The 26,607-nt window shown below is 70.6% G+C and carries 20 protein-coding genes and 1 pseudogene; 14 read left to right on the top strand and 7 right to left on the bottom strand.

Annotation, left to right across the window (positions count from 1 at the left end):
• Positions 1–3 precede the first annotated feature (3 nt).
• The 3 genes from LPA41_RS13640 to LPA41_RS13630 are packed head-to-tail and all read left to right on the top strand — an operon-like array spanning position 4 to position 3,097.
• On the top strand, positions 4–873 hold the full coding sequence (locus LPA41_RS13640; RefSeq protein WP_229070676.1) for a carbohydrate ABC transporter permease: 870 nt from the start codon (positions 4–6) through the stop codon (positions 871–873).
• A gap of 18 nt (positions 874–891) precedes the next feature.
• Complete coding sequence (locus tag LPA41_RS13635; protein WP_229070674.1) at positions 892–1,074, top strand: hypothetical protein; 183 nt, start codon at positions 892–894, stop codon at positions 1,072–1,074.
• Between the two features lie 34 nt (positions 1,075–1,108).
• Entirely contained in the window at positions 1,109–3,097 is a 1,989-nt protein-coding gene (locus tag LPA41_RS13630; RefSeq protein WP_229070672.1) for a discoidin domain-containing protein, read from the top strand.
• A gap of 116 nt (positions 3,098–3,213) precedes the next feature.
• Here LPA41_RS13630 and LPA41_RS13625 read toward each other — a convergent pair whose 3' ends face one another.
• Both LPA41_RS13625 and LPA41_RS13620 read right to left on the bottom strand, forming a co-directional pair.
• On the bottom strand, positions 3,214–4,392 hold the full coding sequence (locus tag LPA41_RS13625; protein WP_229070669.1) for an ROK family transcriptional regulator: 1,179 nt from the start codon (positions 4,390–4,392) through the stop codon (positions 3,214–3,216).
• Positions 4,389–5,945, bottom strand: coding sequence for a GGDEF domain-containing protein (locus LPA41_RS13620; RefSeq protein WP_229070666.1), 1,557 nt, complete (start codon positions 5,943–5,945; stop codon positions 4,389–4,391). Before LPA41_RS13620 ends, LPA41_RS13625 begins: the two co-directional genes overlap by 4 nt.
• A gap of 196 nt (positions 5,946–6,141) precedes the next feature.
• On the opposite strand from LPA41_RS13620, the gene LPA41_RS13615 reads away from it, so the two are divergent.
• Positions 6,142–6,318: a hypothetical protein gene (locus LPA41_RS13615; protein WP_229070665.1), complete on the top strand. Its 177-nt coding sequence runs from the start codon at positions 6,142–6,144 to the stop codon at positions 6,316–6,318.
• 38 nt (positions 6,319–6,356) lie between these two features.
• Here LPA41_RS13615 and LPA41_RS13610 read toward each other — a convergent pair whose 3' ends face one another.
• Entirely contained in the window at positions 6,357–9,125 is a 2,769-nt protein-coding gene (locus tag LPA41_RS13610; protein ID WP_229070662.1) for a TIM-barrel domain-containing protein, read from the bottom strand.
• A gap of 140 nt (positions 9,126–9,265) precedes the next feature.
• Here LPA41_RS13610 and LPA41_RS13605 point away from each other — a divergent pair, with 140 nt between their 5' ends.
• Positions 9,266–11,599 (top strand): lectin, encoded by a 2,334-nt coding sequence (locus LPA41_RS13605; protein ID WP_229070660.1) that lies wholly within the window; start codon positions 9,266–9,268, stop codon positions 11,597–11,599.
• Positions 11,600–11,650: 51 nt separating this feature from the next.
• On the opposite strand, the gene LPA41_RS13600 is transcribed toward LPA41_RS13605, so the two are convergent.
• Entirely contained in the window at positions 11,651–12,379 is a 729-nt protein-coding gene (locus LPA41_RS13600) for a FadR/GntR family transcriptional regulator (protein ID WP_229070657.1), read from the bottom strand.
• Positions 12,380–12,606: 227 nt separating this feature from the next.
• On the opposite strand from LPA41_RS13600, the gene LPA41_RS13595 reads away from it, so the two are divergent.
• From LPA41_RS13595 to LPA41_RS13560, 8 genes are all read left to right on the top strand, one after another.
• The gene (locus LPA41_RS13595; RefSeq protein ID WP_229070655.1) at positions 12,607–14,190 is read left to right on the top strand and encodes an ABC transporter substrate-binding protein; all 1,584 of its coding nucleotides are present in this window, start codon (positions 12,607–12,609) and stop codon (positions 14,188–14,190) included.
• A 70-nt stretch (positions 14,191–14,260) separates the two neighbouring features.
• A complete protein-coding gene (locus tag LPA41_RS13590; protein WP_229070651.1) occupies positions 14,261–15,220 on the top strand; it encodes an ABC transporter permease in 960 nt (319 codons plus the stop codon).
• On the top strand, positions 15,220–17,148 hold the full coding sequence (locus tag LPA41_RS13585; protein ID WP_229070649.1) for a dipeptide/oligopeptide/nickel ABC transporter permease/ATP-binding protein: 1,929 nt from the start codon (positions 15,220–15,222) through the stop codon (positions 17,146–17,148). The genes LPA41_RS13590 and LPA41_RS13585 overlap by 1 nt, the downstream gene beginning before the upstream one ends.
• A complete protein-coding gene (locus LPA41_RS13580) occupies positions 17,141–18,178 on the top strand; it encodes an ABC transporter ATP-binding protein (protein ID WP_229070647.1) in 1,038 nt (345 codons plus the stop codon). The genes LPA41_RS13585 and LPA41_RS13580 overlap by 8 nt, the downstream gene beginning before the upstream one ends.
• Positions 18,175–19,152 (top strand): dihydrodipicolinate synthase family protein, encoded by a 978-nt coding sequence (locus LPA41_RS13575; protein WP_229070645.1) that lies wholly within the window; start codon positions 18,175–18,177, stop codon positions 19,150–19,152. The genes LPA41_RS13580 and LPA41_RS13575 overlap by 4 nt, the downstream gene beginning before the upstream one ends.
• On the top strand, positions 19,149–20,102 hold the full coding sequence (locus LPA41_RS13570) for an ROK family protein (protein WP_229070642.1): 954 nt from the start codon (positions 19,149–19,151) through the stop codon (positions 20,100–20,102). The genes LPA41_RS13575 and LPA41_RS13570 overlap by 4 nt, the downstream gene beginning before the upstream one ends.
• On the top strand, positions 20,099–20,788 hold the full coding sequence (locus LPA41_RS13565; RefSeq protein ID WP_229070639.1) for an N-acetylmannosamine-6-phosphate 2-epimerase: 690 nt from the start codon (positions 20,099–20,101) through the stop codon (positions 20,786–20,788). Before LPA41_RS13570 ends, LPA41_RS13565 begins: the two co-directional genes overlap by 4 nt.
• A gap of 116 nt (positions 20,789–20,904) precedes the next feature.
• Positions 20,905–21,840 carry an alpha/beta hydrolase gene (locus LPA41_RS13560; protein WP_229070636.1) on the top strand — a complete coding sequence of 312 codons (936 nt, stop codon included), beginning with the start codon at positions 20,905–20,907 and terminating at the stop codon, positions 21,838–21,840.
• Positions 21,841–21,899: 59 nt separating this feature from the next.
• On the opposite strand, the gene LPA41_RS13555 is transcribed toward LPA41_RS13560, so the two are convergent.
• The 3 genes from LPA41_RS13555 to LPA41_RS13545 form a co-directional block, all read right to left on the bottom strand.
• A complete protein-coding gene (locus tag LPA41_RS13555) occupies positions 21,900–22,376 on the bottom strand; it encodes a hypothetical protein (protein ID WP_229070634.1) in 477 nt (158 codons plus the stop codon).
• A gap of 116 nt (positions 22,377–22,492) precedes the next feature.
• Complete coding sequence (locus LPA41_RS13550) at positions 22,493–24,139, bottom strand: IS1182 family transposase (protein WP_229070632.1); 1,647 nt, start codon at positions 24,137–24,139, stop codon at positions 22,493–22,495.
• A 284-nt stretch (positions 24,140–24,423) separates the two neighbouring features.
• Positions 24,424–25,578, bottom strand: a complete 1,155-nt coding sequence (locus LPA41_RS13545) for an epoxide hydrolase family protein (protein ID WP_229070629.1) — start codon at positions 25,576–25,578, stop codon at positions 24,424–24,426.
• Between the two features lie 62 nt (positions 25,579–25,640).
• Here LPA41_RS13545 and LPA41_RS13540 point away from each other — a divergent pair.
• Positions 25,641–26,592 (top strand): annotated as a pseudogene (locus tag LPA41_RS13540) (helix-turn-helix transcriptional regulator).
• Positions 26,593–26,607: the final 15 nt, after the last annotated feature.

Raw genomic sequence — 26,607 nt, 5'->3', positions numbered from 1 at the left:
GCCATGACCACGATCCACAAGCCCGGTCCGCGGACCGTCTCCACCCTGCTGCTGACCGTGATCGCGTTGCTGATCGTGATCCCGGTCGGCTGGGTCCTGGTGGCCTCACTCAAGACCAGGAGCGAGTTCTTCGGCAGCCCGTGGACCCTGCCGCAGGGGCTGCACCTGCAGAACTACGTCGACGCCTTCGTCACCGCCGACATGGGCCGCTACTTCGCCACCTCCGTACTCGTCACGCTGCTCGGCCTGGTCCTGGTGCTCGCGGTGTCGGTGCCGGCGGCGTACGTGGTGGCCCGCTACGAGTTCCGCGGCAAGGGCCTCGTCGAGATGGCGCTGCTGGCAGGGTTGTTCATCAACGTGAACTACATCGTCGTGCCGATCTTCCTGATGCTCGTCGACTGGGACCGAGCCTTGATCGACCTGATGCCGGACGGCTTCTTCCTGGACAACCCGGCGATGCTCGCGCTGGTCTACGCCGCCACCTCGATCCCATTCACCATCTACCTGCTCAGCTCGTACTTCCGCACCATCCCGGGGGACTTCGAGGAGGCGGCGCTGCTGGACGGGGCGTCCCGGTTCCGGATCATGACGCGGGTGATGGTGCCGATGGCCCGCCCGGCGGTCACCACGGTCATCCTGTTCAACTTCCTGGCCTACTGGAACGACTTCATCATCGCGCTGACCCTGCTGCCCGGTGAGGGCAAGACGCTGCAGGTCGGCCTGCTCAACCTGATGACCGCGCAGAAGGCCGCCGCCGACTACGGGCGGCTCTACGCCGGCATGGTGATCGTCATCGTCCCGGTGCTGCTCGTCTACGCCCTCATCCAGCGCCGCCTGATCGAGGGCATGGCCGCCGGCGGCGTCAAGGGCTGACGCCCGGAAAGGACCGTCATGAACGAATCGACGCGCGCCGCCCTGATCGTCACCGGCCGCACCCTGACCGCGCTCGCCTGCGTCGTCGTGGTCGTACTGGCCCGGCCCGCCCCCGGCTGGGGCCGGCTCGCGGTGATGCTCGGCGCGCTCGCCGTGCTACTGCTTCTGCTGGCCGGCTACAACCGCAAGTTCCGATCTTGATTCCTGTCGTTCCCCCGCACAGATAGGACGGTCGATGCGACTACTCCGGACATCCCTGCTCACCCTGCCCCTGCTGGCCACCGCAGTGCTGGCCGCCGCGCCTCCGGCGGCAGCCGCGAACACGAGCTACTACGTGGACTGCTCGGCGACTGCCGCGGGCAGCGGCACCGAGGCCAGCCCGTGGAACAGCTTCGCGCCGGTCAACTCCCGGACCTTCACCTCCGGTGACCGCGTCCTCATCCGGCGCGGCACCACCTGCGTCGGCCAGCAGCTGTGGCCCAAAGGCTCCGGCGCGGCCGGCGCGGCCAACATCATCGACGCGTACGGCACCGGCGCCAAACCGGTCCTGGCCGGCAACGGCGCCGTCGACGACGTGGTGAAGCTCTACAACCAGCAGCACTGGGAGATCCGTAACTTGGACATCTCCAACAAGGGTGCCGCGCCCGCCGCCCGCCGGGGTGTGCACATCATCCGGGAGAACTCCGGGACCGGCACCTACTACCGGATCACCGGCGTCGACGTGCACGACGTCAACGGCGTGCAGAACAAGAAGGACGACAACGCCAGCGCCGGCATCTTCTTCGAAGTGCTCGGCAACACCACGCCCACGAAGTTCGACGACGTGGTGATCAGCGGAAGCACGGTCCGGGCGGTCGATCGCTACGGCATTCACTTCTGGACCCGGTGGATGACCCGGCCGGAACTGGCTAACCCGAACTGCGGCGCGACCTGCGGCACCTGGACCCCGCAGACCCGGGTCGTGGTACGCGGCAACACCGTCACCGACATCGGCGGCGACGCCATCGTGGTGCACCACACCCAGAGTGCGCTCGTCGAGAACAACCGGGTCGACGGTTTCCGGATGCGCGACACCAACTGCGCGGCCGGCATCTGGGGCTGGAACATCAACGACGCCCTCTTCCAGTTCAACGAGGTCAGCGGCGGGCGCAGCACCTGCGACGGACAGGGCTTCGACCTGGACGAGGGCAACATCCGCACCATCTACCAGTACAACTACAGCCACGACAACGAGGGCGGCTTCATCCTGCTGTGCAACGGTGGCGGATCGACCACCCGCGACAACATCGTGCGCTACAACATCAGCCAGAACGACCGCGGCCAAATCTTCGACCTGATCTGCGGCAAGATCACCAACACGAAGATCTACAACAACGTCTTCTACGTCGGCCAGGCCGCCCAGATCATCAACAACAGCAACGGCTCCACCGGGGCCAACGCCGAGTTCTACAACAACATCTTCTACGTCGACAACGGGCAGTCCAGCTACAATGCCGGCGGGCTGCTGTTCCACGCCAACACGTTCTACGGCCAGCACCCGGCCGGTGAGCCGTTCGACCCGGCCAAGAGCACCGCCGACCCGCTACTGGTGGCGCCCGGCACCGCCACCTCGATCGGCAACGCCGGCGGGTACCGGCTGCGCGCGGGCTCCCCGGCCCTCGCGAGCGGTCAGGCCATGCCCGGCCCGGGCAGCCGGGACTACTTCGGCGGCCCGGTCACGACCGGCTGCCGGCCCGACCGGGGTGCGCACCAGCTGAGCACCACGTGCACGGCCGGGCCCACGCTCATCTCCCGGGACCGCTGGTCACTGAAGTACGCGGACAGCCAGGAGACGACCGGGGAGAACGGCGCCGCGGTCAACGCCTTCGACGGCAACACCGCGACGATCTGGCACACCGGGTACAGCGGCGGCAACGCGCCGATGCCGCACGAGATCCAGATCAACATGGGTACGAGCCAGTCCGTCTCCGGTCTGCGCTACCTGCCCCGGCAGGACAGTGGTGCCGGCGCCGCCAACGGCCGGATCGGCCAGTACGAGATTTACGTCAGCGCCGACGGCGTCACCTGGGGGGCGGCCGTGGCCACCGGTACCTTCGCCGGCACCGCCGCGCAGAAGGAGGTCCGGTTCACCGCCAAGACCGGGCAGTACCTGCGGCTGCGCGCACTGAGTGAGGTCGGCGGCAACCCGTGGACCACCGCGGCGGAGATCCACGCCCTGAGCTGACCGGGCGGGGCCGTCACGAACCCGGTGGCGACCCCGCACCGCACCGGCTCATGTCGAGGCCCGGCAGCGCTGGCTGCCGGGCCGTCATGCGCGTCTCCGGATGGCCCGCCGACGCCTCAGCCCGGTGCGGCGGGCAGCAACGAGTCGGCGGCGGTGAGGCGCAGGGCCGCGGCGACGGCACCCATCGCGCCGCCCTCGTCGCCGAACCGGGCCGGCACCACCTCGATGCCGCGCAGATGGTGGGGGATCGCGAGGTGGGCGATGGTCGCGCGTACCCGATCCAGCACGATGTCACCGCCCTGCGCCAGCGGCCCGCCGACGGCGATCTTGCCCGGGTCGAACTGGACGACCGTGCCGGACAGCACCTGCCCGAGCAGCGTCGCGGCGTGCTCGACCACCTCCCGGACGACCGGCTCCCCGGCGACAGCCTGCGCCACCAGCCCCGCGGTGTCGGCGACCGGCACGCCGCGCTGCCGGCACTGCTCGACCAGGGCGGCCGGGCGAATCAGCAGCTCGAGACAACCCTGGCCGCCGCAGGGACAGGGATCGCCGTGCGGGTCGACGGTGACGTGACCGATCTCCCCGGCGGCGCCGTGCGCGCCGCGGACAAGCTGCCCGTCGACGATCAGTCCACCGCCCACGCCCTCGCTCCAGAGGACGTAGACGGCGTCGTGGACGTCCCGGGTGGCACCCCACGTGCTCTCCGCGAGCGCAGCTAGCCGGGAGTTGTTGTCGGTGACCACGGCCGCGTCGAAGCGCTGCCGCAGGCGGTCACTGATCTGCTGGGCGGACTTCGAGGAGACAGCATCGCCGGGCCCGGCGATCAGGCCGGGCAGGCCGATGCCGATGGCCTGCAGCGCACGCAGGTCGACCTGGTGCTCGGCGACGAGATCGTCGATGAGCGCGGCGGCGGCGTCGGCACGCCGCGCCGCGTTCGCCGAGACCGCGATGGCACGGGTGCCCCGCGCCAGGATGTCGTGACTGAGTGTGCTGATGATGACCGTGATGGTGGTGCGTGCCAGATCGATGCCGATGATCCAGCCGGCGCTCGGGTTGAGGCTCACGGTGGTGGACGGGCGGCCGCGGCCGCGCTGACCGGTGGCCTCGGGTTCGCGCTCCACGACCATGCCGCGGGTGATGAGGTCACCGATGATGTCGAACAGCGTGGTGCGCGACAACCCGGTCAGCCGGATCAGTTCGGCCCGGCTCAGGGGCCCGGCGTCACGCAGCTGGGCCAGCAGGGCCTCGGTGTGGGTTCGCCGCACCCGTTGCATGGCGTCCGGACGTTCGATCACCGCACCATCATGGCCGATGCCGTACGCCCGGGCACCGCCGCGTCGGCGAGCGCATACCGATCCTTGCCGGCGGCCTTGGCCGCGTACATCGCGATGTCGGCCCGGCGCATCAGCGTGTCGGCGTCGTCGCCGTCCGTGTGGGCGGCCGCGCCGATGCTGGCGTGCGGAGCAATCGTCGTGCCGTGCGTGTGCACCGGGTCCCGTAACGACGCGAGGATACGCTCGGCCACCTGCCCGGCCTCCGCCTCGTCACTGGCGGGCAGCAGGATCGCGAACTCGTCGCCGCCGAGCCGGGCCACCAGGTCGGTGGTGCGGGTCGCGGCGCCGAGCCGACGGGCGATCTCCACCAGCAGGTCGTCCCCGGCGGCGTGCCCGAGGGAGTCGTTGACCTGCTTGAACCCGTCGAGGTCCACCATCAGGACGGCCGGGCTGCGGGTCAGGCAGGCGGTCGCGAGCTCGTCGTTGAACAGTGCCCGGTTCGCCAGCCCGGTCAGCGAGTCGTGGGTTGCCTGGTGGTGCAGCATCCGGCGGTGTTCGTGCAGGGAGTCGATGAGCTGGGCGTTGTCCCGGAACGCCAAAATCTGCCGGGTGACGACCAGGGCGGTCACCACCACCGAGCCGGCCACCACGGCGAGACTGATCTGCCCGGTGACCGTCAGGATGACGAGCAGCAGGTTGAGCGCGGTGACCGCGGCGTACGGCAACAGGCTGAAGTGCTGCGTGCGGGACCGGGTGCCGCCGGCTGATGCGGACGCACGGTACGACCGCAGTGCCGCCCACGCCACCAGGCCGCCCTCGAAGGCGCTGATCCACGGCCCGGCGCCACGCCATCGCTCGTGATGTTCCAGCAGCCGGGTCACCGCCGAGCTCAGCGCACCGATGAGCACGACCAGCGCCAGCACCCGCAGCGCCCGGGACGGCACGGCGTCGGTCCCCGCCAGCACGAGCCGGGCCACGGCCAGAACAGCGCCCAGGCAGATCACGCACAGCACCAGCGGCCCGGCAACCGTCGACAGTTGGGGCCGCGAGCCGATCATCGGCTGCAGCTGGAACTGCCAGAGCACGGTGGCGGCCACCACCATGACGGTGGCGGCGTCCAGGCCCAGCCGGACCGTGTCGCCGCGCATGCGCCGCACCGTGGGCAGGCGCAGCAGCGCCCCGATCACCAGCAGCAGGGCGACACCGATCGGCGCGACCGCCGCGACCACGTACGAAGTGGTGTTCGGGACCAGGTCCGTGTTGATCGCATTGAGCAGGCAGGCACCGGGCGTGACCAGGGCGGCCGCGATGGCGATCCGGCGCCAGAAGAACCGGCCGGCGGGCGGGAGATCGCCGACGCGCGAGACCCGGTACGCCACCCACGCGGCCAGCCCCATGGTGACACCGCCGGGGATCCAGGCGTAGCCGAGAACCAGACCGGGCGCGACGGCCTGCACCAGCAGCAACAGGACACTCGTCACACCGGCGGCGATCAACCACGCGCGTACCCGCCGACGGTCGGTGACCAGCGCGGACTCGCCCGGCGTGGGCGTGTTTCCCTCCGGTGACGCCATCCTGCCCTCCCCTGTCGCGGCATGATGCCTGATCGGCGCGGCGGCGGCCGGGATGAGCGTTACCGGCGCGGGCTTGTGTGCGCTCGCTGGCGAGTGCACGCTGCGGGGCAGGGGAGGTGGCAGGTGGAGCGGTTCGTGGTGGTCACCGGTGCCGGTTCGTTGCGGTCCGACGACAGTCGTGCGGTGCGTTTTACGGGTGACCGCGGTCGGCGACTTCGACACCGGCACCTGGGCATCGATCGGGATCACCGACCGCGTCGAGCTGGACTCCACGGCTCCGGCCGACGACCTCACCGCGTTGATCGACCGTGTCGACCGGGTGGCGGAGATTCCCCGCGCGATCCGGGCCGGCGCCCCGGTGCGCCGGGTCTGACCACCTACCTGGCGTGAGGCCGCCGCTGGGCCGCCCCCTCAGCCGCCCCGGGTGCCGGTGAGGGTGAGTTCGGCGACGGACGTCCACGGGCCCCGGTTCCCGGCCTCACTGAGCGCCCGCAGCCGCAGATAGCGGCCGGTGGGCGCTCCGGTGAACCGGACGCTCTGTTCGGTGGCCGTGTCGGCGAAGGTGCCGGTCGCGGCTGCGGGTCCCCAGTCGTCCGGGGTGTCGGAGACGTAGATCTCGTAGGCGCCGATCCGGCCGTTCACGCCACCGTCCTGCCGGGGCAGGTACCGCAGGGTCTCGATGCGGTGGGTGGCGCCGAGGTCGAGCTGGATCTCGTGCGGCAGCGGTGCGGGCGCCGCCGACCAGGCGGTGTGCCAGGTGGTCGCAGGGTCGCCGTCGAACGCCCTGGTCGCCCCGGCGTTCTCGGCCGTGGTCTCCTCACTGTCGGCGTGCACCAGCCGCCAGGTGTCGCGGGGGATCGGCGGTGCGGTGGTGCCGGAGCCGGTGGCGGCCGGCAGGACCGCACCGCCGATCCGGGTGGTGAACGCCGAGGTACGCGATCCTGCTTTGATGTGCAGCACCCCACCGGCGTGGAACCAGCCGCTGCTGGCCGCGTCGTAGGCGGCGCGGGTGGCGAGCCCGGTCACGGGCCGACCGGCCACCGCCACCGAGGTGGGGGCCGCGGCCAGGTGCACGGTGAACTCGTACGCCCGGGAGGCCGGTTTGCCGGCGTAATTTCCGGTGGAGGCGCCCACGTTCACGGTGACCGTTCCGGTGCCCGCCGCGGGCGCGGTCATGGTGACCCGCTGGGTGGCGTAGGCGCCGGTGCGGTGCGCCCGGGTGATGCCGTCGTCCTCGTAGAGGGTGAAGGCCGTCGACCCGCGCGGGTAGAGATCGTAGGTGAGGGAGGAGACCGGTTTCTCGCCGGTGTAGTTCATCTGCGGCCACATCGGCACGATCGAGCCCCCTTTGACGAACAGAGGAAGCCGGTCGAGCGGCGCGGCGTGACCGTTGAGTGTGACCGGGCCCTGGTGGACTGTGCCGGTCCAGTAGTCGGTCCAGGTGCCGGCCGGCAGGTAGATGCCGTCGCGGATCTCGGTGCTGGTGGTCACCGGTGCGACCAGGAACGCGTCGCCCGCCATGAACTGCGCGGAAGTGGCGTTGCCGCGAGCGACCGGGTCGTGCGGGTACTCCAGCACCAGGGCCCGGGTGGCGGGGACGCCGGTCGTGCTGGCGGTGTGGCTCATCGTGTAGTGGTAGGGCATCAGCCGCATCTTCAGGTGCAGGTACTTGCGGTTGATCGACAGGTAGGGCTCGCTGAAGCGCCACGGCTGCTTGTCCTGATATCCCGGCGCGGGGTTGGTGGCGCCCCAGCCCGACATGGTCATGAACGCCGGGGTGAAGGACTTCCACTGCAGGTCCCGTACGTAGGTCTGCGGACTGCCGCCGAAGATGCCGTCGACGTCACCGGTGGCGTAGTTGAAGCCGGACAGCCCGGCCCCGGCCACCGCCGGCACGGTCCAGCGCATGTCGTTCCACGTGCCGTAGGTGTCGCCGGTCCAGACCACGGCGTTGCGCTGGGTTCCGGCCCAGCCGTCGACGGTCCACACGTAGCGGCGGGCATCGGAGTTGTGCTCGATGCCGTCGACGGCCTGCTGGACCCCGTGGAAGGCGTTGCGGTAGCCGCCGCCGACCCAGGCGACGTCGGTCTTGACGCCGCGGGTGCCGGCGACGCCGACCTCCTCGTCGATGCCGGCGAGGCCGGTGGACGTCCACAGGCCGGTCTTGAATCCGAGGGCTTCGGCGCCGGCCACGGTGGCGGGCAGGTCGGTGTGGCCGCAGCCGTACCCGTCGTTGGGCATGAACCAACCGGAGGGCATGTCCGCGGCCCGGGCCTGCCGGGCGTAGGCCAGCACGTCGGGGGTGCGCTGGTGCCCGGCCCGGTTGTGGTCACCCTGGTAGGTGGGGCTGGAGGCGTTGAAGCAGTCGGCGTTGCCGAGCTCGAAGCCCCACAGCGGGCTCAGGAACGGCTTGCCTGTCACATCGGTGTACGCCCCCAGCACCCCTTTGAGGGAGTTGCCGACGAAGTAGTAGGCGTCGAAACGCTGCTCGTCGTGCACGGTGGTCACCGGGTCGGTGAAGCCGTAGGAGCCGGGTGCCCACGTGTTGCGCAGCACGCCGTAGCCGTTGGTGGACAGGTAGAACGGCGCGGGGCTGGCGTTGGTGTTCTCCCGCCATTGGTTGTCCACGGCGATCGGCACCGTCTTGTCACGCAGCGCCCATTCGCCGAGCCGCAGTCCGGTGCCGTAGAACTGCTCGTCCGCCGCGCGTCGCAGCCGCTGCGTGGTGCGCCCGTCCGTCCAGTCCAGCGGCTGCGCCTCCCGCCAGAGCGGGCGTCCGTCCGGCCGGTACGCCTCGACCGTGAGCGGATTCTTGTTGATCCGTACGACCATCGCCGAGGTGGCGACGCGGTAGTGCGTGCCGGCGTCGGTCAGGCTGCTGGCGACCGCCCCGAAGCCGGTCCGGACGGTGATGTCGGTGCCGGCCGGATCGGTGAACTGCCCGTCCGGGGCCACCCAGATGCGCAGGATGTCGGTGCGGACGAGGACCAGCCGCATCCGCGCGGCGGTGCTGGTGGTCACCGTGTACGTGTTTCCCGTCCCGGTGACGGTGGTGGCGCTGCCGGGCGTGGCGGCGCGGGCGGGAGTGGCGGTCAGCATCGTGACGAGCAGGATCAGGGCCGCGAGCAGAGCCCGGAGGGTGGTGGGTGGCTGCGGGGCGTCCGGCGGTGACCAGGGCATGGGGCCTCCTTCGGTCGGGCGGTGGCCGGCCAGGTCATTCACATGAGCCGATGAGGACATGCTGACGGGCGATGAAGTTTCATGCAATATTGTCAGTCATAAATTGCATCATCTTCCTCACAGGTAAGGAGATGACGTCTATGAATCGCTATGTCCTCAGGCGGCTGGTCGCCGTCAGCGCGCTCGTCGCCGCATCCGTTGTGCTGGCGGTCGGGTCTCCCGCGGCGGCGGCGGAACCCGCGCCGAAGGTGGTACCGGCGTTGCAGTCCTGGGCCGGTGGCACGGGCCGGATCGTTCTCCACCGCACCGGTCGCGTCGTGATCCCGGCCGGTTCGCCGGCCGGGGTGCGGCGCATCGCCAGTCAGTTGGTCACCGAGGCCGCCGAACTCACCCCGCTGCGGATGACGGTGCTGACGGGCACGCCGGCGCCCGGCGACATCGCGCTGCGTCTCGATGCGGGCGCGGCGTACGGTTCGGTGTCCGCGGCGCTCAAACCGGAGGCGTACCGAATGGTCGTCGGCTCGGGTCGCGTCGAACTCGTCGGCGCCGGCGAGAAGGGGCTGTACTACGCGACCCGGACGTTGCTGCAGACCCTGCTCGGTGCCCCGGACCGGATCAGCGCCCCGGCGGGCACCGCCGTCGACTGGCCGGACTACGCCGTCCGCGGCTTCATGCTCGACGTCGGCCGGCGGTACTTCACGCCGCAGTACATCAACAGCTACATCCGCTGGATGGGCTGGCTCAAGATGAACACCTTCCAGCTGCACCTCAACGACAACGAGATCAACGCCCCGGGCGGTGACTGGGGTCAGGCGTACTCGGCGTTCCGGCTGCGCTCGGCGAACCCGGCGTTCGCGGGCCTGGCCGCCACGGACGGCTCGTACTCGCGGGCGGATTGGGACGGCTTCGAGAACACGGCACTCGCGCACGCGGTGACCATCGTCCCGGAGATCGACGCACCCGCGCACTCCCGCGCTTTCATCAGGTTTCGGCCGTCGATGGGCCTCAACGGCGGCAACTCCGACCACCTCGACCTGAGCAAGCCGGAGTCGACGGACTTCATGAGATCGGTGTACGACGAGTTCGTCCCGTGGTTCCGGGGACCGACCGTGCACGTCGGCCTGGACGAATACCCGAAGGCGTACGTTGCCGACTACCAGCGCTACCACAACGCGATCGCCGCGCACGTGCGCGGGCTCGGCAAGGACGTCGGGGTGTGGGGCTCGTACCGGTACATGTCCGGCACCTCCGCCGGCTACGACAAGAACGTCGCCGTCAACGTCTGGAACCACGGCTGGTACTCGTCGTCGCAGGCCGTGAACGAAGGCTATCGGATCATCAACACCCTGGACAGCCAGCTCTACGTCGTGCCGACCGCCGGTTACTACAACGGTCAGGGCCTCGATGGGCGCAACATCTTCCTGAACTGGGCGCCGCACACCTTCGGGTCGGCCGCCGAGAACCTGACACCTCAGCATCCGAATCTGCTGGGCGCCATGCACGCGGTGTGGAACGACCTGGTCCGGGCGCCGTACACCGAACTCGACGTGCACCGGCTCACCGAACGCGCGTTCAACTCGCTGGCACAGAAGATGTGGTCGCAGGGTGACGCGGGCACCGACTACGCCGCGTTCCTGGACCGGGTCTTCACGGTTGGTCAGGGGCCGGGCACCGGCTACCTGCCCGACACCCTCGCCCCGGATGTCGACGACCTGGCGCGCGGCATGCCCGCCACGGCATCGTCGTCCGAGACCGCCGCCCTCGGTCCGGCCGCCGCGGTCGACGGTGACCCCGGCAGCCGGTGGGCCAGCCAGTACCGCGACGACCAGTGGCTACGCGTCGACCTGGGCAGCGCGCGCATGTTCACCAAGGTCCGGGTGGCGTGGGAGGCGGCGTACGCCCGCGACTACGACATCGAGATCTCCGGCGACGGCGGCACGTGGACGTCTGTCGCGCAGCGCCGCGGCCTGACCGCACCGGCGACGGACCTCCTCGACGTCGGCGACCGCACCGCTCGCTACGTCCGGATGCGCGGCATCACCCGCGGCACGGCGTTCGGGTACTCCGTCTACTCGTTCGAGGTCCTCGCCGGCGGCACCGGCCCGGTCCTCGGTCTGGGCGGCAAGTGCCTGGACGTCTCCGGCGGCACCGGCGCCAACGGAACACAAGCCATCCTCCACACCTGTACGGGCGGCGAGAACCAGCGCTTCACCACTACCGCCGGCGACGCGTTGCGGGTGCTCGGCAAGTGCCTGGACGTCAACGGGGGGAGCACCGCCGACGGTGCGAGGGTGCAGATCTGGGACTGCAACGGCGGCGGCGCGCAACGGTGGGTCCCCCGTGCCGACGGCGCGCTGGTGAATCCGCAGTCGGGCAGATGCCTGGACGTCACCGGCAACAACCCGGCAGACGGCACCCCCGTGACGATCTGGACGTGCGGTGGGGGTGCGAACCAGAGGTGGACCCTGCCCTGACGGCAGCAGCGCGGCACAGCCGGCCCGGCGCCGATCGGCGCCGGGCCGGCTTCAGTTGTGACCAGGGGTGAGGCGGCGGCGGATCCCGCTGAAGTGCTCGGTCAGCGCCGCGACGGACTCCTCGACGTCGCCGGCGCACACCGCGTCGTAGACCCGGCGGTGCCGTGCGGCTATCTCGACGGGTGACTCGTCGGCGTCGTCCAGCTCGGCGTGCAGGGCGTGGTAGACGTCCCAGAACGCGGCCAGCAGCTGGATAACCAGGGGGTTGCCGAGCGGCTCGTAGAGCAGCTCGTGGAAACGCTTGTCGGTCTCCGGGCTGACGCCGCCGGCCTGGGCCTCCGCTTCCATCTGCGCCATGACCTCGGCCAGTTGCCCGTCGACCGGTTTGCCGGCGTCGCGTTGGCGAATCACCTGCTGGATGAGCCCGTACTCCAGGACCTCGCGGATCTGGACCAGGTGTCGCAGGTCGTTGCGGCCGGCGTGCAGCGACATCCGGTTGTGGAAGGTCAGTTCGTCGACGAGCGAGACCAGCGACATGGTGCCGACGAACATGCCGAAACCGTGGCGGATCTCGACGATGCCGACTGCCTGCAGCGCCTTGAGCGCCTCCCGCAGCGAGTTGCGGCTGACATTGATCTCTTCGAGCAGGTCGAGCTCGGTGGGCATCGGGTCGCCCGCGGTCAGGCCGCGTTCCAGGATCAGCTGCTTGATCCGGTCCTGCACCTCGTCGGTGCGGCTCGGCCGGCGCGGCGTCGTCGCGGGTGCGCTGCGCCGCCTCATCGTGGTGCCCCGGCCACTGCGGCCCTCTTGCAGCGGGAATGTGCGAGATGCGGAGACGGCCGGCAGCCGGTTTGCCGATCCTGGGCGGAGGGGTGTGCCTGCGGCTGGTTCATCGCGACTTGTCTCCGGGTGCTCTTGACCATGGGGGGACACGCTCATAAGGTACCGCACTACGGGCTACGTAGGACGTAGGACGTCCCGCAAATCACATGACTTTGGGGATCACGATGGATAACAAGGGCGTATCACGTCGCAACCTGCTGCGATATGCGGGCATTCTGGGTGCCGCAACGACCATCACCGCAGGTCTCGGGGCCTGCGGTGACGGGGGAGACTCCGCCGGGACCGCGAGCGGCAAGACCATCGAGGCGACCCTCGCCTTCACCCTGTCCAGCGGCTTCGACCCGATGCTGGCCTCCAGTGCCGTCGCGACCACGGTGAACCAGCACGTCTTCGAGGCGCTGGTGGACCTGGACCCGATCACCCGCGAGCCCTACCCGGCGCTGGCCGCCGCGCTGCCCACGGCAAGCGGTGACGGCCTGACCTGGACCGCCACGCTGCGTGAGGGCGCGAAATTCTCCGACGGCACCGCGGTCACCGCCGACGACGTCGTCTGGTCGTTCACCCGGGCGCTGGACCCAGCCAACGCCTCGCTGATGGCCGGCTTCATCACCTTCGTCGACACGGTGACCGCCAAGGACGCCAAGACCGTCGAGTTCAAGCTCAAGGGCACGTTCAGCCTCTTCCCGCAGCGCATCGCGGTCATCAAGATCGTGCCCAAGGCGAAGACCGGCGACGCCGCGGCGAACAAGGCCTTCGACACCGCGCCGATCGGCTCCGGCCCGTTCACCCTGGTCAGCGCCAACGCCACCGCCGGCGTGGTGATGGGCGTGAACGCGAACTACAACGGCCCGCGCCCGGCAAAGGTCGAGAAGATCACCCTGCGGACCACGCCGGACAACACCGCCCGCCTCAACGACCTGCAGGGCGGCTCCTCCCAGGCGATCGAGGCGGTGCCCTACCTCGACGTCAAGTCGGTCGGCAACGGCCGCGAGGTGGACGAGAAGCAGGCGTTCAACCAGATGTTCCTCATGTTCAACTGCGCCGCCGCGCCGTTCGACGACAAGCGCGTGCGCCAGGCGCTGCACTACGCCGTCGACACCCAGAAGCTGATCACCACGGCGTTGCAGGGGTACGCCACGCCGGCGACCAGCTACCTCGACGAGGGCAACGCCAACTACCAGAAGGCCGCCACCGTCTACGGGTACGACCCGGAGAAGGCGAAGGCGCTGCTCGCCGAGGCCGGCGTCACGAACCTGTCGTTCGAGCTGGTCACCACGGACACCGCCTTCGTCAAGGACAGCGCCCCGGTGCTGATCGACGCGTGGAAGGCGATCGGGGTGACCGCCACCCTCAACACCAACCCGTCCTCGGCGGTCTACGGCACCATCGTGCCCGGCCCCGGGTTCCGGGTGCTCGCGGCCAGCGGCGACCCCACGGTCTTCGGCCCCGACGTGGACCTGCTGCTGCGGTGGTTCTACACCAATGAGACGTGGACCAAGAGCCGGCACCGCTGGGCGGGAACGCCCGCCGCGACCCGGTGCGCGACGCTCATCGAGGACGCCGCCAAGTCCTCCGGCGCCGAGCAGACCGCGCTGTGGAAGCAGGCCCTCGACCTGATCGCCGACGAGGCGCCGCTCTACCCGATCTTCCACGTCAAGATGGTCACCGGCTTCGACCCGGCCAAGATCAAGGACTTCCAGGGCGCGGCGACGACCGGCCTCTACTTCGTCGGCGCCTCGCGCGCCTGACCGTGATCCCCCGCTGCAGTGGCGCGGCCGCGGGTGGGCGGCCGCGCCCGGACCTGGAAAGGAGCATCAGGTGGACGCCTTCCTCGGCATCATCGTGCGTCGCTTGTCGGCGCTGATCCCGCTGATGCTCGGCATCATCCTGTTCATCTTCCTGATCATGGCGTTGTCCCCGAACGACGCCGCCCTCTCGGTGCTCGGCGACCAGGCCACCCCCGAGCAGATCGCGGCGTTCAACGCCGCCAACGGGCTCGACCAGCCGCTGCTGGTGCGCTACGCCGACTACCTGTGGGCGCTGGTGCAGGGAGACCTCGGCCAGACGTTCTCGCTGAATGCGCCGATCAGTGGCATCATCACCGCCGCGCTGCCGGTCACGCTGCAGCTGACCGCCCTGGGCGTCGGCCTGGCCGTGGTGCTGGCGCTCGTACTGGGCATCACCGGCGCGCTCTACCGCGACCGCTGGCCCGACCAGGTCACCCGGCTGGTGTCGATGGCGGGCATCTCCATCCCCTCGTTCTGGCTGGCCATCCTGCTGATCCAGCAGCTGTCGACGATCGGCGGTGGATCGCTGCCCAGCGGCCACTACGTCGCCCCATCGGAATCGTTCAGCGGCTGGTTGCAACACCTCATCCTGCCCGCCGTCGCCCTGGCCGTGCCGACCGGCTGCGCACTGGCCCGGGTCGTGCGCACCTCGATGGTGGAGGAACTGGACCGCGACTACGTGCGTACCGCGATCGGTGCCGGCCTGCCGCCGATGGTCGTGGTCGGCCGCAACGTGCTGCGCAACGCGCTGCTCACCCCGCTGACCGTGCTCGGCCTGCAGGTCGGCTACCTGATCGGCGGAGCCGTCATCATCGAGGCGATCTTCACACTGCCCGGCATGGGCACCCAGATCATGAGCGCGGTCCAGCAGAACGACATCGGCCTGGCCCGCGGCCTGGTGATCACCATCGCGCTCGGCTTCGTCGTGGTGAACCTCGTCGTCGACCTGCTGTATCTGGCGGCCAACCCGCGGATGCGAGGAGCCCACTGATGATTTCCGGACTGCGGCGCCTGCCGCTGACCGCCAAGATCTGCCTTGGCTTCCTGCTCCTGGTCGTCGCGGTCGCGATCGCCGCACCGTGGCTGATCCGGCACGACCCCACCCAGGTCGCGCTCGCCCCGCCGTCGACCGGCCCGAACGGCGACCACTGGTTCGGCGTGGACCGCCTCGGCCGCGACATCTACTCCCGGCTGGTGGCCGGCACCCCGCGCTCGCTCATCGTCGGCTTCGGCTCCGCCGGCCTCGCGCTGCTCATCGGCGCGGTGCTCGGATCGATCGCGGCCACCAGCCGCAAGGCGCTCGACGAGACGATCATGCGGCTGCTGGACGTCGTGATGGCGTTCCCGACGATCGTGCTCGCCGCCATCCTGGTCGTCGCGTACGGCAACGACAGCGTCACGGTGCTGGTCGGCGCGATCGGCTTCGTCCTGATCCCGCAGATCGCCCGCCTGGTGCGGGCCAACGTCGCCGCCCAGTACCAGGAGGACTACGTCGCCGCGGAACGGGTGATCGGCGCCGGCCGCCGGCACATCCTGATCCGGCACGTCGCCCGCAACTGCGCGGCCCCGATCCTGGTCTACACCACCGTGATGATCGCCAACGCGATCGTCTTCGAGGCGTCGCTGTCGTTCATCGGCGGCGGCCTGCAACCCGAGGCCGGCGCGTCGTCGTGGGGCAGCGTCATCGCCTACGGCCAGCAGCTGCTGGCCAGCGGCGGCTGGTGGGCCACGTTCTTCCCCGGCCTGCTGATCCTGATCACCGTGCTCTGCCTCAACATCCTGGCCGAGGGCATCTCGGACGCCTGGGCGGCCCCGGCCGCACGGCGGCGCTCCGGCGCCGGCCCGGTCGCGATCGAACTCTCCGACGCCGAGCGGGAAACCCCTGTCGCGCTGCCGGGCCTGCCTCAGGCGGCGGCACGGCTGGCCGCCGCCGCCCGGCCCGAGGTCACCAAGGCGCCGATCCTGTCGGTCCGGGACCTGCGGATCGGGTTCGCCGGCAGCCACCGCGGTGTCGACATCGTCGACGGCGTCAGCTTCGACGTGCGCCCCGGCGAGGTGCTCGGCCTGATCGGCGAGTCCGGCTGCGGCAAGTCGCTGACCGCGCTGACCGTGCTGGGCCTGCCGCCGCGCGGGGCCCGGACCAGCGGCACCATCACGTTCGACGGCACCGACCTGCTGAGCCTCCGTGGCTCGCAGCTGCGCCAGATCATGGGCCGGCGGATCTCGATGATCTATCAGGACGCGTTGTCGGCCCTCAACCCGTCGATGACCGTACGCTCGCAGCTCAAGCAGGTGATCCGGCGCGGCGGTACGCGTACCGCCGAGGACCTGATGACCCTGGTCGGCCTCGACCCGCGGCGCACCCTGTCGTCGTACCCCCACGAACTGTCCGGCGGGCAGCGCCAGCGGGTGGTCATCGCGATGGCGCTGGCCCGCGACCCGCAACTGGTCGTCGCCGACGAACCCACCACCGCCCTGGACGTGACCGTGCAGGCGCAGGTCATCGAACTGCTGCTGCGGCTGCGCGCCGAACTCGGCTTCGCCCTGATCCTCGTCTCGCACGACCTGGCCCTGGTCAGCGACGTGTGCGACCGGATCGCGGTGATGTACGGCGGCCGCATCGTCGAGGAAGGCCGCACCGCCGAGGTGCTCGCCGCACCCACCCACCACTACACCCGCGGCCTGCTCGGATCCGTGCTGTCGCTGGAGGCTCAGGCGCCCCGGCTCGTGCAGATCCGCGGCACCGTGCCGTCACCCGCGGACTTCCCGGCCGGCTGCCGGTTCGCCGACCGGTGCCCCCGGGCCACCCGAATCTGCGCGGACGACCGTCCGCCGCTGGCCGAGGTCAACGGTCACCTGGCGGCGTGTCACCACCCGGCGCCTGCCGAAGAGGTCGAGAAGGTTGCCGTCCATGACTGATGCACTGGCTGAACTCAGCGAGGTCAGCGTCAACTTCCGCGCACCCGGCGGATCGGTGTTCAACCGGGCCCGGGTGCACGCACTTACCAAGGCCGACGTGAGCATCGCGCCGGGGGAGACCCTCGGCGTGGTCGGCGAGTCCGGCTGCGGCAAGTCCACCCTGGTCAAGGTCCTGGTCGGTCTGCAGCAGCCGACCGGCGGCACCGTCCGCCTCGGCGGGCGCGACATCTGGGCGATGCGGACCGCCGAACGGCGCCGGCACATCGGCCGGCTCGTCGGCATGGTCTTTCAGGACCCGGCCACGTCACTGAACCGCCGGCTCAGCGTCGAGCAGATCATCGGCGACCCGCTCGACGTGCAGCGGTGGCGTACCCCGGTGGAACGCCGCGCCCGGGTCAGCGAGCTGATGGACCTGGTGGGCCTGCCCGCCTCGGCCCGCGACGCGCTGCCCGGACAGATGTCCGGCGGCCAGCGGCAACGCGTCGCCATCGCCCGGGCCCTCGCCCTGGAACCGCCGCTGCTGGTCGCCGACGAACCGACCTCGGCGCTGGACGTGTCGGTGCGCGCGCAGATCCTGAACCTGCTGCTCGACCTGCGTACCCGTCTCGGACTGGCCATGGTGTTCGTCTCGCACGACCTGCAAACCGTGCGCCGCGTGTCCGACCGGATCGTCACGATGTACCTCGGCCGCGTCGTCGAGGAGATGCCCGCGGCACGCATCCGGCGCGGCCGGCACCCGTACACCCAAGCCTTGTTCTCCGCCGCACCGGGTCTGCTGAATCCGATGCGCCCGATCCCGCTGAGCGGCCCCGTCCCCTCGGCGGTCAACCCGCCGTCGGGGTGCCCGTTCCGCACCCGGTGCTGGCGCGCCACCGACGTCTGCGCGACCGAGATGCCGCCGTACGCCACCGACACCGCCGACCCGGCCGACCGGTACCGCTGTTTCCACCCCGTCACCGAACCCGCGGACCTTCCGCACGCCGGCGTCTCCGCGCCCGGCGCCGGGCAGTCCGCTCAGGAGCACCCATGACCACCATCACCGCCTCCACCTCCGCCGCCACCGCGCCGGCCGGCGCACTCACCCCGGCCCTGACCGGTGTGGTCCCGCCGGTGTGCACGCCGCTCACCCCCGACTTCGAGGTCGACGTCGACTCGCTGGTGCGCCTGGTCGACTTCCAGATCGACGGCGGCGTCGACGGGCTGTTCATCCTCGGATCCTCCAGTGAGGTGGCGTTCCTGCCGGACGCGCACCGTGCCGTGGTGGTCGACACCGTCCTCGAACACGTCGCCGGCCGGGTGCCGGTGCTGATCGGCGCCATCGACATGACCACGCTGCGGGTCCTCGACCACGCCCGCCGCGCTGTCCGCGACGGCTGCGCCGGCATCGTCACCACAGCGCCGTTCTACACCCGGACCCACCCCGCCGAGGTGGAACTGCACCTGCGGCGCATCGCCGAGCAGTGCGAGGCCCCGCTGTACGCCTACGACCTGCCGGTCTCGGTGCACACCAACCTGGACCACGACATGCTGCTGCGTCTCGCGCAGGAGAACGTGCTGGCCGGGCTCAAGGACTCCACCGGCGACGACGGCTCGCTGCGGGACCTGATCGTCGCCCGCAACGACGCCGGCCTGACCGGCTTCAGCGTGCTGACCGGCTCCGAGCTGACCGTCGACAGCGCCCTGCGGATGGGTGCCGACGGTGTGGTGCCGGGCCTGGGCAACGTCGACCCGCAGGGCTACGCCACCCTCTACCGGCACGCCCGCGCCGGCGACTGGGAGCAGGCGCGGCTGGAGCAGGAACGGCTGCTGCGCCTGATGCGCATCGTGCGGGCCGCCCCGGCGAACCGGATGGGCCGCGGCTCGTCCGCACTGGGGGCGTTCAAGACCGCGCTGACATTGCGGGGCGTCATCGACCACGCCGTGACCATGGTGCCGCAGATCCCGCTGGACGAGGCGGAGACCGAGTACGTGCGGCGGATCCTTGTCGCCGCAGGCCTGCTGTGAGCACGGTTGCCGCCGAGAACAGGGTTGCCGGGGCGAGCACGGTTGCCGCGGTCGACATCGGGGGGACCAAAATCGCGGCGGCGCTTGTCGACCAGGCCGGGACGGTCCGCGACCGGATCCGCGTCGACACCCCGTCCGGTGCCACAGCGATCCTTTGCGTGGTCGCCGAACTCGTCGCCGGCCTCTGCGAACGGGCGCCGGAACCGGTCGCGGCCGTCGGCGTGGGCGCACCCGGCGTCATCGACAGCGAGGCCGGGGTGGTGCGGTCCGCGACCGGCACCATGCCCGGCTGGGCGGGCGCACCCGTCCGCGACGAACTCACCGGACGGCTCGGCCTGCCGGTGGCGGTCGCCAACGACGTCCGCACCGCAGCCCTCGGTGCCGTGCTGGATCCCCGGCTCCACGGCCTCACGCAGGTGCTGCACGTGTCCGTCGGCACCGGTGTCGGCGGTGCGCTGATCCGGCACGGCCGGCTGCTGACCGGCCCGCACGCGGTCACCGGCGAGATCGGGCACCTGCTCGTGCCGGGCTACGGCGCGCTGGCGTGCGGGTGCGGCCGGCACGACCACCTGGAGGCGGTCGCGGCCGGTCCGGCAATCGCCGCGGCGTACGCCCGGGCGACCTCCCAGCCGGTGCGGCCACTCACCGAGGTGGCCGCCCGGATGCGCGCCGGGGACGCCGACGCCGAGATGGTGATCCGGTCGGCGGCGCAACTGCTCGGCCGCGCGCTCGCCGGCCTGGTCGCCGCGGTCGACGTGGACGCGGTCACCCTCGGCGGCGGGGTGGTGCACGGCATCGAACCGTTCGCCGACATGGTCGCCGCGGCCCTGCACGCCGAGGCGCTGCCGCCGTTGCGCACGCTGCCCGTCCTGGTGCCGCAGACCGGCCCGGACACCCCCCTGCTGGGCGCCGCACGACTGGCCCGCACCCTCGAAGGAGTCCGCCCATGAACCTCGAACAGTTCACCGCGGCCATCCGCGGCGCTCTGATCGTTTCCTGCCAGGCCGGGCCGGACCACCCGCTGCGGGACTCGCCGACCATCGCCCGGCTGGCCCGGGCCGCGGTCCTCGGCGGCGCCCCCGCCGTGCGGTGCGGGGGAGTGGGTGGCCTCGACGACGTCCGCGCCGTCGCCGGCGCCGTCGACGTGCCGGTCATCGGCCTGACCAAGCGGGGCACCTCGGGAGTCTTCATCACGCCGACCGTCGACGACGCGGTCCGGGTCATCGAGGCCGGAGCGGCGGTGGTCGCCGCCGACGGTACGCGGCGGCCACGACCGGACGGTGCACCCCTTCGGCGTACGGCCGACGCGGTGCACGCCGCCGGCGGGCTCCTGATGGCCGACGTCGCCACCCTCGCCGACGGTGTCGCGGCGGCCGAGGCCGGCGCCGACCTGATTGCGACCACGCTGTCCGGCTACACCGACGACAGCCCGCACCAGGACGGGCCCGACCTGACACTGGTCGCCGCGCTGGCGGCCGAGCTGCCGTCGGCGCTGATCGTGGCCGAGGGGCGTTATCACGAGCCCGGGCAGGTCCGGGCCGCCCTGGACGCCGGCGCGACCGCGGTCGTGGTGGGCACGGCCATCACCGACCCGGTCTGGATCACCCGCCGGTTCGCCGCCGCCACGCTCTCCTGAGCACGCGTTCCTGAATTGCGGGGGAGGTGCCCTCTCCCGCCCCCCGGCACAGCCCGGCCGGCACCGACGACGAAGTCGGAGCCGGCCGGGCTGTCTCCACCATGACGGAGGAATCTGTGTCCCGATTCATCGATCCGCAGCTGCGGGTCGCCCTGCAGGCGCGGCTCGAGGCCGTGCCCGGCGGCTTCGGGGCTATCCCGGACATCCTGCGCCGCCGGGCCGCCGTGGCGGCGTTCACCGCCGGCGCTGAGGTGGCGCGGGATGCGACGGTTGTCCGCGAGGACCGGACCGTCGCCGGCCCGCCCGAGGTCGGTGTGCGTGTCTACCGCCCGGCCGGGGTCACCGGGGCGCTGCCGGGGATCTACTACATCCACGGCGGCGGCATGGTGCAGGGCAGCGTGGCCGGTGCGGACGCCGACGCCGCGATGCTGTGCGCCCAGGTGCGGGCGGTGGTGGTGTCGGTGGAGTACCGGCTGGCGCCCGAGCACCCGTACCCGGCCGCGCTCGACGACTGCTACGCCGGGCTCACCTGGATGGTCCGCACCGCGCCCTCGCTGGGCGTCGACCCGGATCGGGTGGCGCTCTACGGCCCCAGCGCCGGCGGTGGGCTGGCGATCGCGACGGCGCTGACGGCCCGGGACCGGTGCGGCCCGGCGGTGCGGTTCCTGATGCCGATCTACCCGATGATCGACGACCGCAACGAGACCGCGTCGAGCCAGGAGATCACCGACCTGGGCATGTGGGACCGGGCCACCAACATCGAGGCGTGGCGCTGGTACCTGGCCGGGCGACCGGCCGACGGGTACGCGGCCCCCGCGCGCGCCGACGACCTGGCCGGGCTGCCGCCCACCTTCATCGACGTGGGGACCGCCGACCTGTTCCGCGACGAGGACATTACATTCGCCCAGCGGCTGATGGCGGCCGGCGTCCCCACCGAACTGCACGTCTACCCGGGCGCGTACCACGGTGCCGAAGCGCTCGCCCCGGACGCCGAACTGTCCCGGCGGATCGTGGCCGCGCGGATGGGCGCCTTACGCAGGGCGTTCACCTGATCCATGGCGTCCGCCCCGCACGCGCCCAGGCCGTCGGTGATGCGCCACGACCATGCCCGTCACACCGGGTAAACGCGGTACTGCAGCTTTTCGTCGTACTGGAGACCGGTGACTGCCGTGATGATCGACCAGAGGAAGTCCTCGTCCGGGCCCCAGGACGGCAGGGCGATCTCGGCCTCGACCGGCAGTGGCGTCCCCTCGTCCTCGACGGCCACACCATCGGCGTAGACGTAATGCCGTGTTCGCTCGCCATTCGTGAACAGCGTGAAGCCGTACGTGCTCGAAACGCTGCTGAAGAAGACCACCAAAGCGTCGGCCGGGTCGGTCGGCTCCCAGCCCATGACCACATCCATCATCGGGTTCCAGACCTGCACCCAGCCACCCGACTCGGCGGCATAGAGGGCGTCGGGCTTGAGGGCGCTCGTAGCCTGATCGGCTCCGACCAGTTCGCCGCTGAATTCTGTGATGGCGAGGTCGTCCACAGCCTCGTCCGCCGTCACGTCCCGGCGGAAAAGCACCGAGGTGTTCCAACCCATGATCAAACCTTTCCTTGTACGGCAGGGCCGCCGCCCATTGTTCAGCAGTCCGTAAGGCGGGAACCCCGGCCCTTCAGGACTCCGTTGGGGAATGACCAAACGTGATGTTTCGCCGTTCAGGCGGCGAGGTCGAGTTGGGCGAGGTGGCTTGTCCTGGTTCGGCCGATCGGTGTGTCGGTGAGCCAGGCGTCGATGCGGATGATGTTGACGGCGGTTGCGGCGAGGAGGTGTCCGAGGTGGGTCTTGTCCTTGCCGGTGTAGCGGGTGCGTCGGATGCCGGTGCGGCGGGTGATCTGGGAGATGGTGGCCTCGACTCCTGCGCGGATGTCGTAGCTCTGCTGCCAGGCCGTGGTTGCCTGTTCGCGGCGCCGGGTGTCCAGGACCTGCTGCTGGGCTGCGGGAAGCAGGGTGAGGCTGCGGCCCCATTTGCTGTCGGCGGCGGCGGTGGTGCAGGCGGCCCGGGCCGGGCAGCCGGTGCAGTCGGCGGCGGCGAAATGGACTCGGGCCAGTTCGGTGCCGCTGGTCTTGCGCTGGGTGGACCAGCTGATGCTGGTCTTGCTTTGTGGGCAGGTCACGGTCTTGGTCTGCCAGTCGACGTGGAACGCGGACTGTGGGAGACGTTCGCCTTGATGGGTGTCCAGCCCGACCGGGCCGAGCAGGTCGACGTGGTGGTCGTCGCGGGCGGTCACGACGTGCGCGGCGGTGATGTAGCCGCCGTCGACCACGTGCTGGCTGGGCAGCATCTGCCGGGCGGCCAGGCCCTGGTGGATGGCGGCGGTCATCTCGGTGTCGGTGACCGTTGCGTCCGTGGTGGCGACGTTGGTGATCAGGTGCGGGGCATCGGGCTCGCAGGTTTCGCTCAGGTGCACCTTGTAACCGCACCAGCCCTTGCCGCGCTTGAGGCCGTAACAGGCATCGGTGTCATACGGCGAGGACAGGCGGTCTCTGCTCGGCGGGAGGTCTTTGCCCTCCCGCCAGCGCACCTCCCGCCCGTCACGGTGGTACTGCTGTTCCCACGCCAGGGCGAGGACCTGCACTGCCGGGATCTGGCGCAGCCACCGGGGTGCCTCATCGGCGGCGATCGCGTCCAGGATCAGGTAGCCGTCCCGGCCGACCTGCTCGGCCCAGCGGGCGCGCACGTCATCGCCTTTCGGGAACCGGTAGGAGTCGATGCGGGCGCCATAGCGGTCGGCCCAGCCTGCGTCGATCAACGGCGTCAGCCATGCCGGTGCAGCCGCGGCCAGGGCTTCCAGAACGGCCCGCAGGGTTTCTCCGACGAACTCCATCCGGTTGAGCGTGCGTACTGCCGCCAGGACATGTGTGGAGTCCGTGCGCTGCCGGCCACCGGCACGCAGCAGGCCATGCTGCGAGCAGTGGTCGAGGATCGCGTCCAGGACCTGCTCCTCGATCCCGTGCTTGATCAGCCGGGCCCGGAAGTCGCTGAGCACCGTGAAGTCGAATCCGGCATCGTCGAGTTCCAGCCCGAGCAGATACTTCCAGTCCATCCTGGCCCGGACCTGCTCGGCGGCCTGCCGGTCGCTGAGTCCTTCGGCGTACTGCAACACCGAGACCAGCGCCAAGGCTCCCGGCGACGCCGCCGGCCGGCCACCCGCCGGGAATGCCCGCGCGAACATCTCGTCGGTGAACACCGGACCCAGTGCGTCACGGACCCGAATGGCCAGGGTGCCGTTCGGGAACGACGCCCGGACCACCCGCGCGGTCAACTCCGGCACCCCACGGTCGTCCCACGACTGCAGCGACACACTGAACCCTTTCCACCCGATCAACACGATAATCATGCCAACGGATGGATCCGACTGGTTTGGTCATTCCCCAACGGAGTCATTTTATGGGCGGGTAGTTGACGGCGGCACCGTCAGGACAACGTGGGAGGGTGCTCTCGCGAGAGACCTCGACGACTTTGCTCGCAAAGAAGACCCCGTGAACGTCCTCCGTTTATGCGTGGTCCGCGGCGGATCATGGTTCGCAGCGTGGCGATCCGGTCGCCGTCGGGGCCGATGCCCTCCACCAGCGAGGTGGCGCCGGCTCAGCGCAGTCCGGCGAAGAATTGGCGGACGTCGCCGACGAACAGGTCCGGTGCCTCCATGGCGGCGAAGTGGCCACCGCGGTCGAACTCCGTCCAGTGCACGACGTTGTGTTCGATCTCGACGGTGCGCCGGATCGACACGTCGCCGGGGAACACCGCGACACCGGTCGGCACCGTGGACCGTTCGCTCGCACCCCAGGCGCCGGCATGCGCGGTCTCGTAGTAGCTGTTGGCCGACGATCCGGCAGTGCCGGTCAGCCAGTACACCATTACGTTGGTGAGCAGCAGGTCCCGGTCCACCGCGTCCTCGGGAAGGTCGGCGGCCGGATCCGTCCATTCCTTGAACTTCTCCACGATCCAGGCCAGCTGTCCGGCCGGGGAGTCGTGCAGGCCGTGCGCGAGGGTCTGGGGCCGGCTGATCTGGATCATCGCGTAGCCGGACTGCTCGGTGTTCAGGTACTCCTGATGTGCCAGCCGAGCCCGTTCGGCGTCGGTCAACTCCGCCACCTCGGCCGGGTCGATCTCGGTGAACGCGGCCAGCCCGTTCGCGTGCACACCGACGACCTTGCCGGGGTTGAGCCGGCCGAGTCCCGGTGAGACGACCGCGCCGGTGTCGCCGCCCTGGGCGCCGTACCGGTCGTAGCCGAGCCGGTCCATCAGCTCGGCGAACGCCCTGGTCACGCGGTTGGTGTCCCAGCCGGCCTGCCGGGTCGGCCCGGAGAACCCGCTGCCCGGGATCGACGGGATCACCACATGGAACGCGTCCGCCGGGTTGCCGCCGTGCGCGCGGGGATCGGTCAGCGGGCCGATGACGTTCAAGAATTCGACGATCGAGCCGGGCCAGCCGTGGGTCAGGATCAGCGGCAGCGCGTGCGCCTCGGGGGAGCGGACATGCAGGAAGTGGATGTTCTGGCCGTCGATCTCGGTGGTGAACTGCGGGTACCCGTTCAGCTCCCGCTCGTGCACGCGCCAGTCGTAGCCGTCGCGCCAGTACTCGGCGAGCCCCTTGAGATAGCCGACCGGCACCCCGCGGCTCCAGCCGACGTCGGGCAGGTCTGTCGTCCATCGGGTCCCGGCGAGCCGGTCTCGCAGGTCGTCCAGGTCGGCCTGCGGAACGTCGATGGTGAAGGGCCGGATCTCGCTGTTGTCTGCCATGCCCACAAGCCTAGGAAGCGGTTAGGACAGAACTCGTCCTAGGTGAATGCCAGACTTGGTGCATGTGGGAAACACCGGCACGACTGCTGCGATTGCTCTCGCTCCTGCAGACCCGCCGGGATTGGTCCGGTACGGAACTAGCCGAGCGGCTGGAGATTTCTCCGCGTACCGTGCGCCGCGACATCGAGCGGCTGCGCGCGCTGGGTTACCCGGTGCTGGCCACCGCGGGCACCGCCGGTTACCGGCTGAGCGCCGGCGCCGATGTGCCGCCCCTGCTGCTGGACGACGACGAAGCCGTCGCGATCGCCATGTGCCTGCGCACGGCCGTCGGCGGCTCGATCACCGGGATCGAGGAGACCTCGGTGCGTGCCCTGTCCAAGCTCGAACAGCTGCTGCCGTCCCGGCTGCGCCACCGGATCAACACCCTGCAAACGGCCACGGTGCCGATGGCCCACACCGGTCCCCGCCGCCGACCCGAACACCCTCATCGCCATCGCCGTCGCCTGCCGCGACCTGCTGCGCCTACGCTTCGACTACCGCACCCATGACGGCACCAGCACCGTCCGGACGACCGAGCCGCACCGGCTGGTGCACGCCGGCCGGCGCTGGTACCTCATCGGCTGGGACGTCGACCGCCAGGATTGGCGCACCTACCGAGTGGATCGCCTCGAGCCACGCACGCCCACCGGGCCCCGCTTCACCCCGCGCACCCCGCCGGAGCCCGATCTCAGCGGCTACACCTCGCGGGCCATCTCCACCTCGGCCTACCGCTACCAGGCGCGCTTCACCCTGCACGTCGACGCCGAGACCGCGGCAGACCGGATCTCGCCCACCACCGGGACCGTGGAGCCGATCGATGACCACCGGTGCACCCTGCGAACCGGATCGCACTCGCTCGACGAGCTGGCCATTTATGTGACCACCATGGGTTTCGACTTTCAGGTGGACGAACCCGCCGAACTGATAGACCACATCCGGACACTCACGGCCCGGCTCGCCGCCGCAACGCCATAGACGCACGCTGTTCAG

The organism is Actinoplanes sp. DH11 (assembly GCF_020873875.1).
In the GTDB taxonomy this organism is placed as follows: domain Bacteria; phylum Actinomycetota; class Actinomycetes; order Mycobacteriales; family Micromonosporaceae; genus Actinoplanes.
This window is presented reverse-complemented; position numbering and strand designations above follow the sequence as displayed.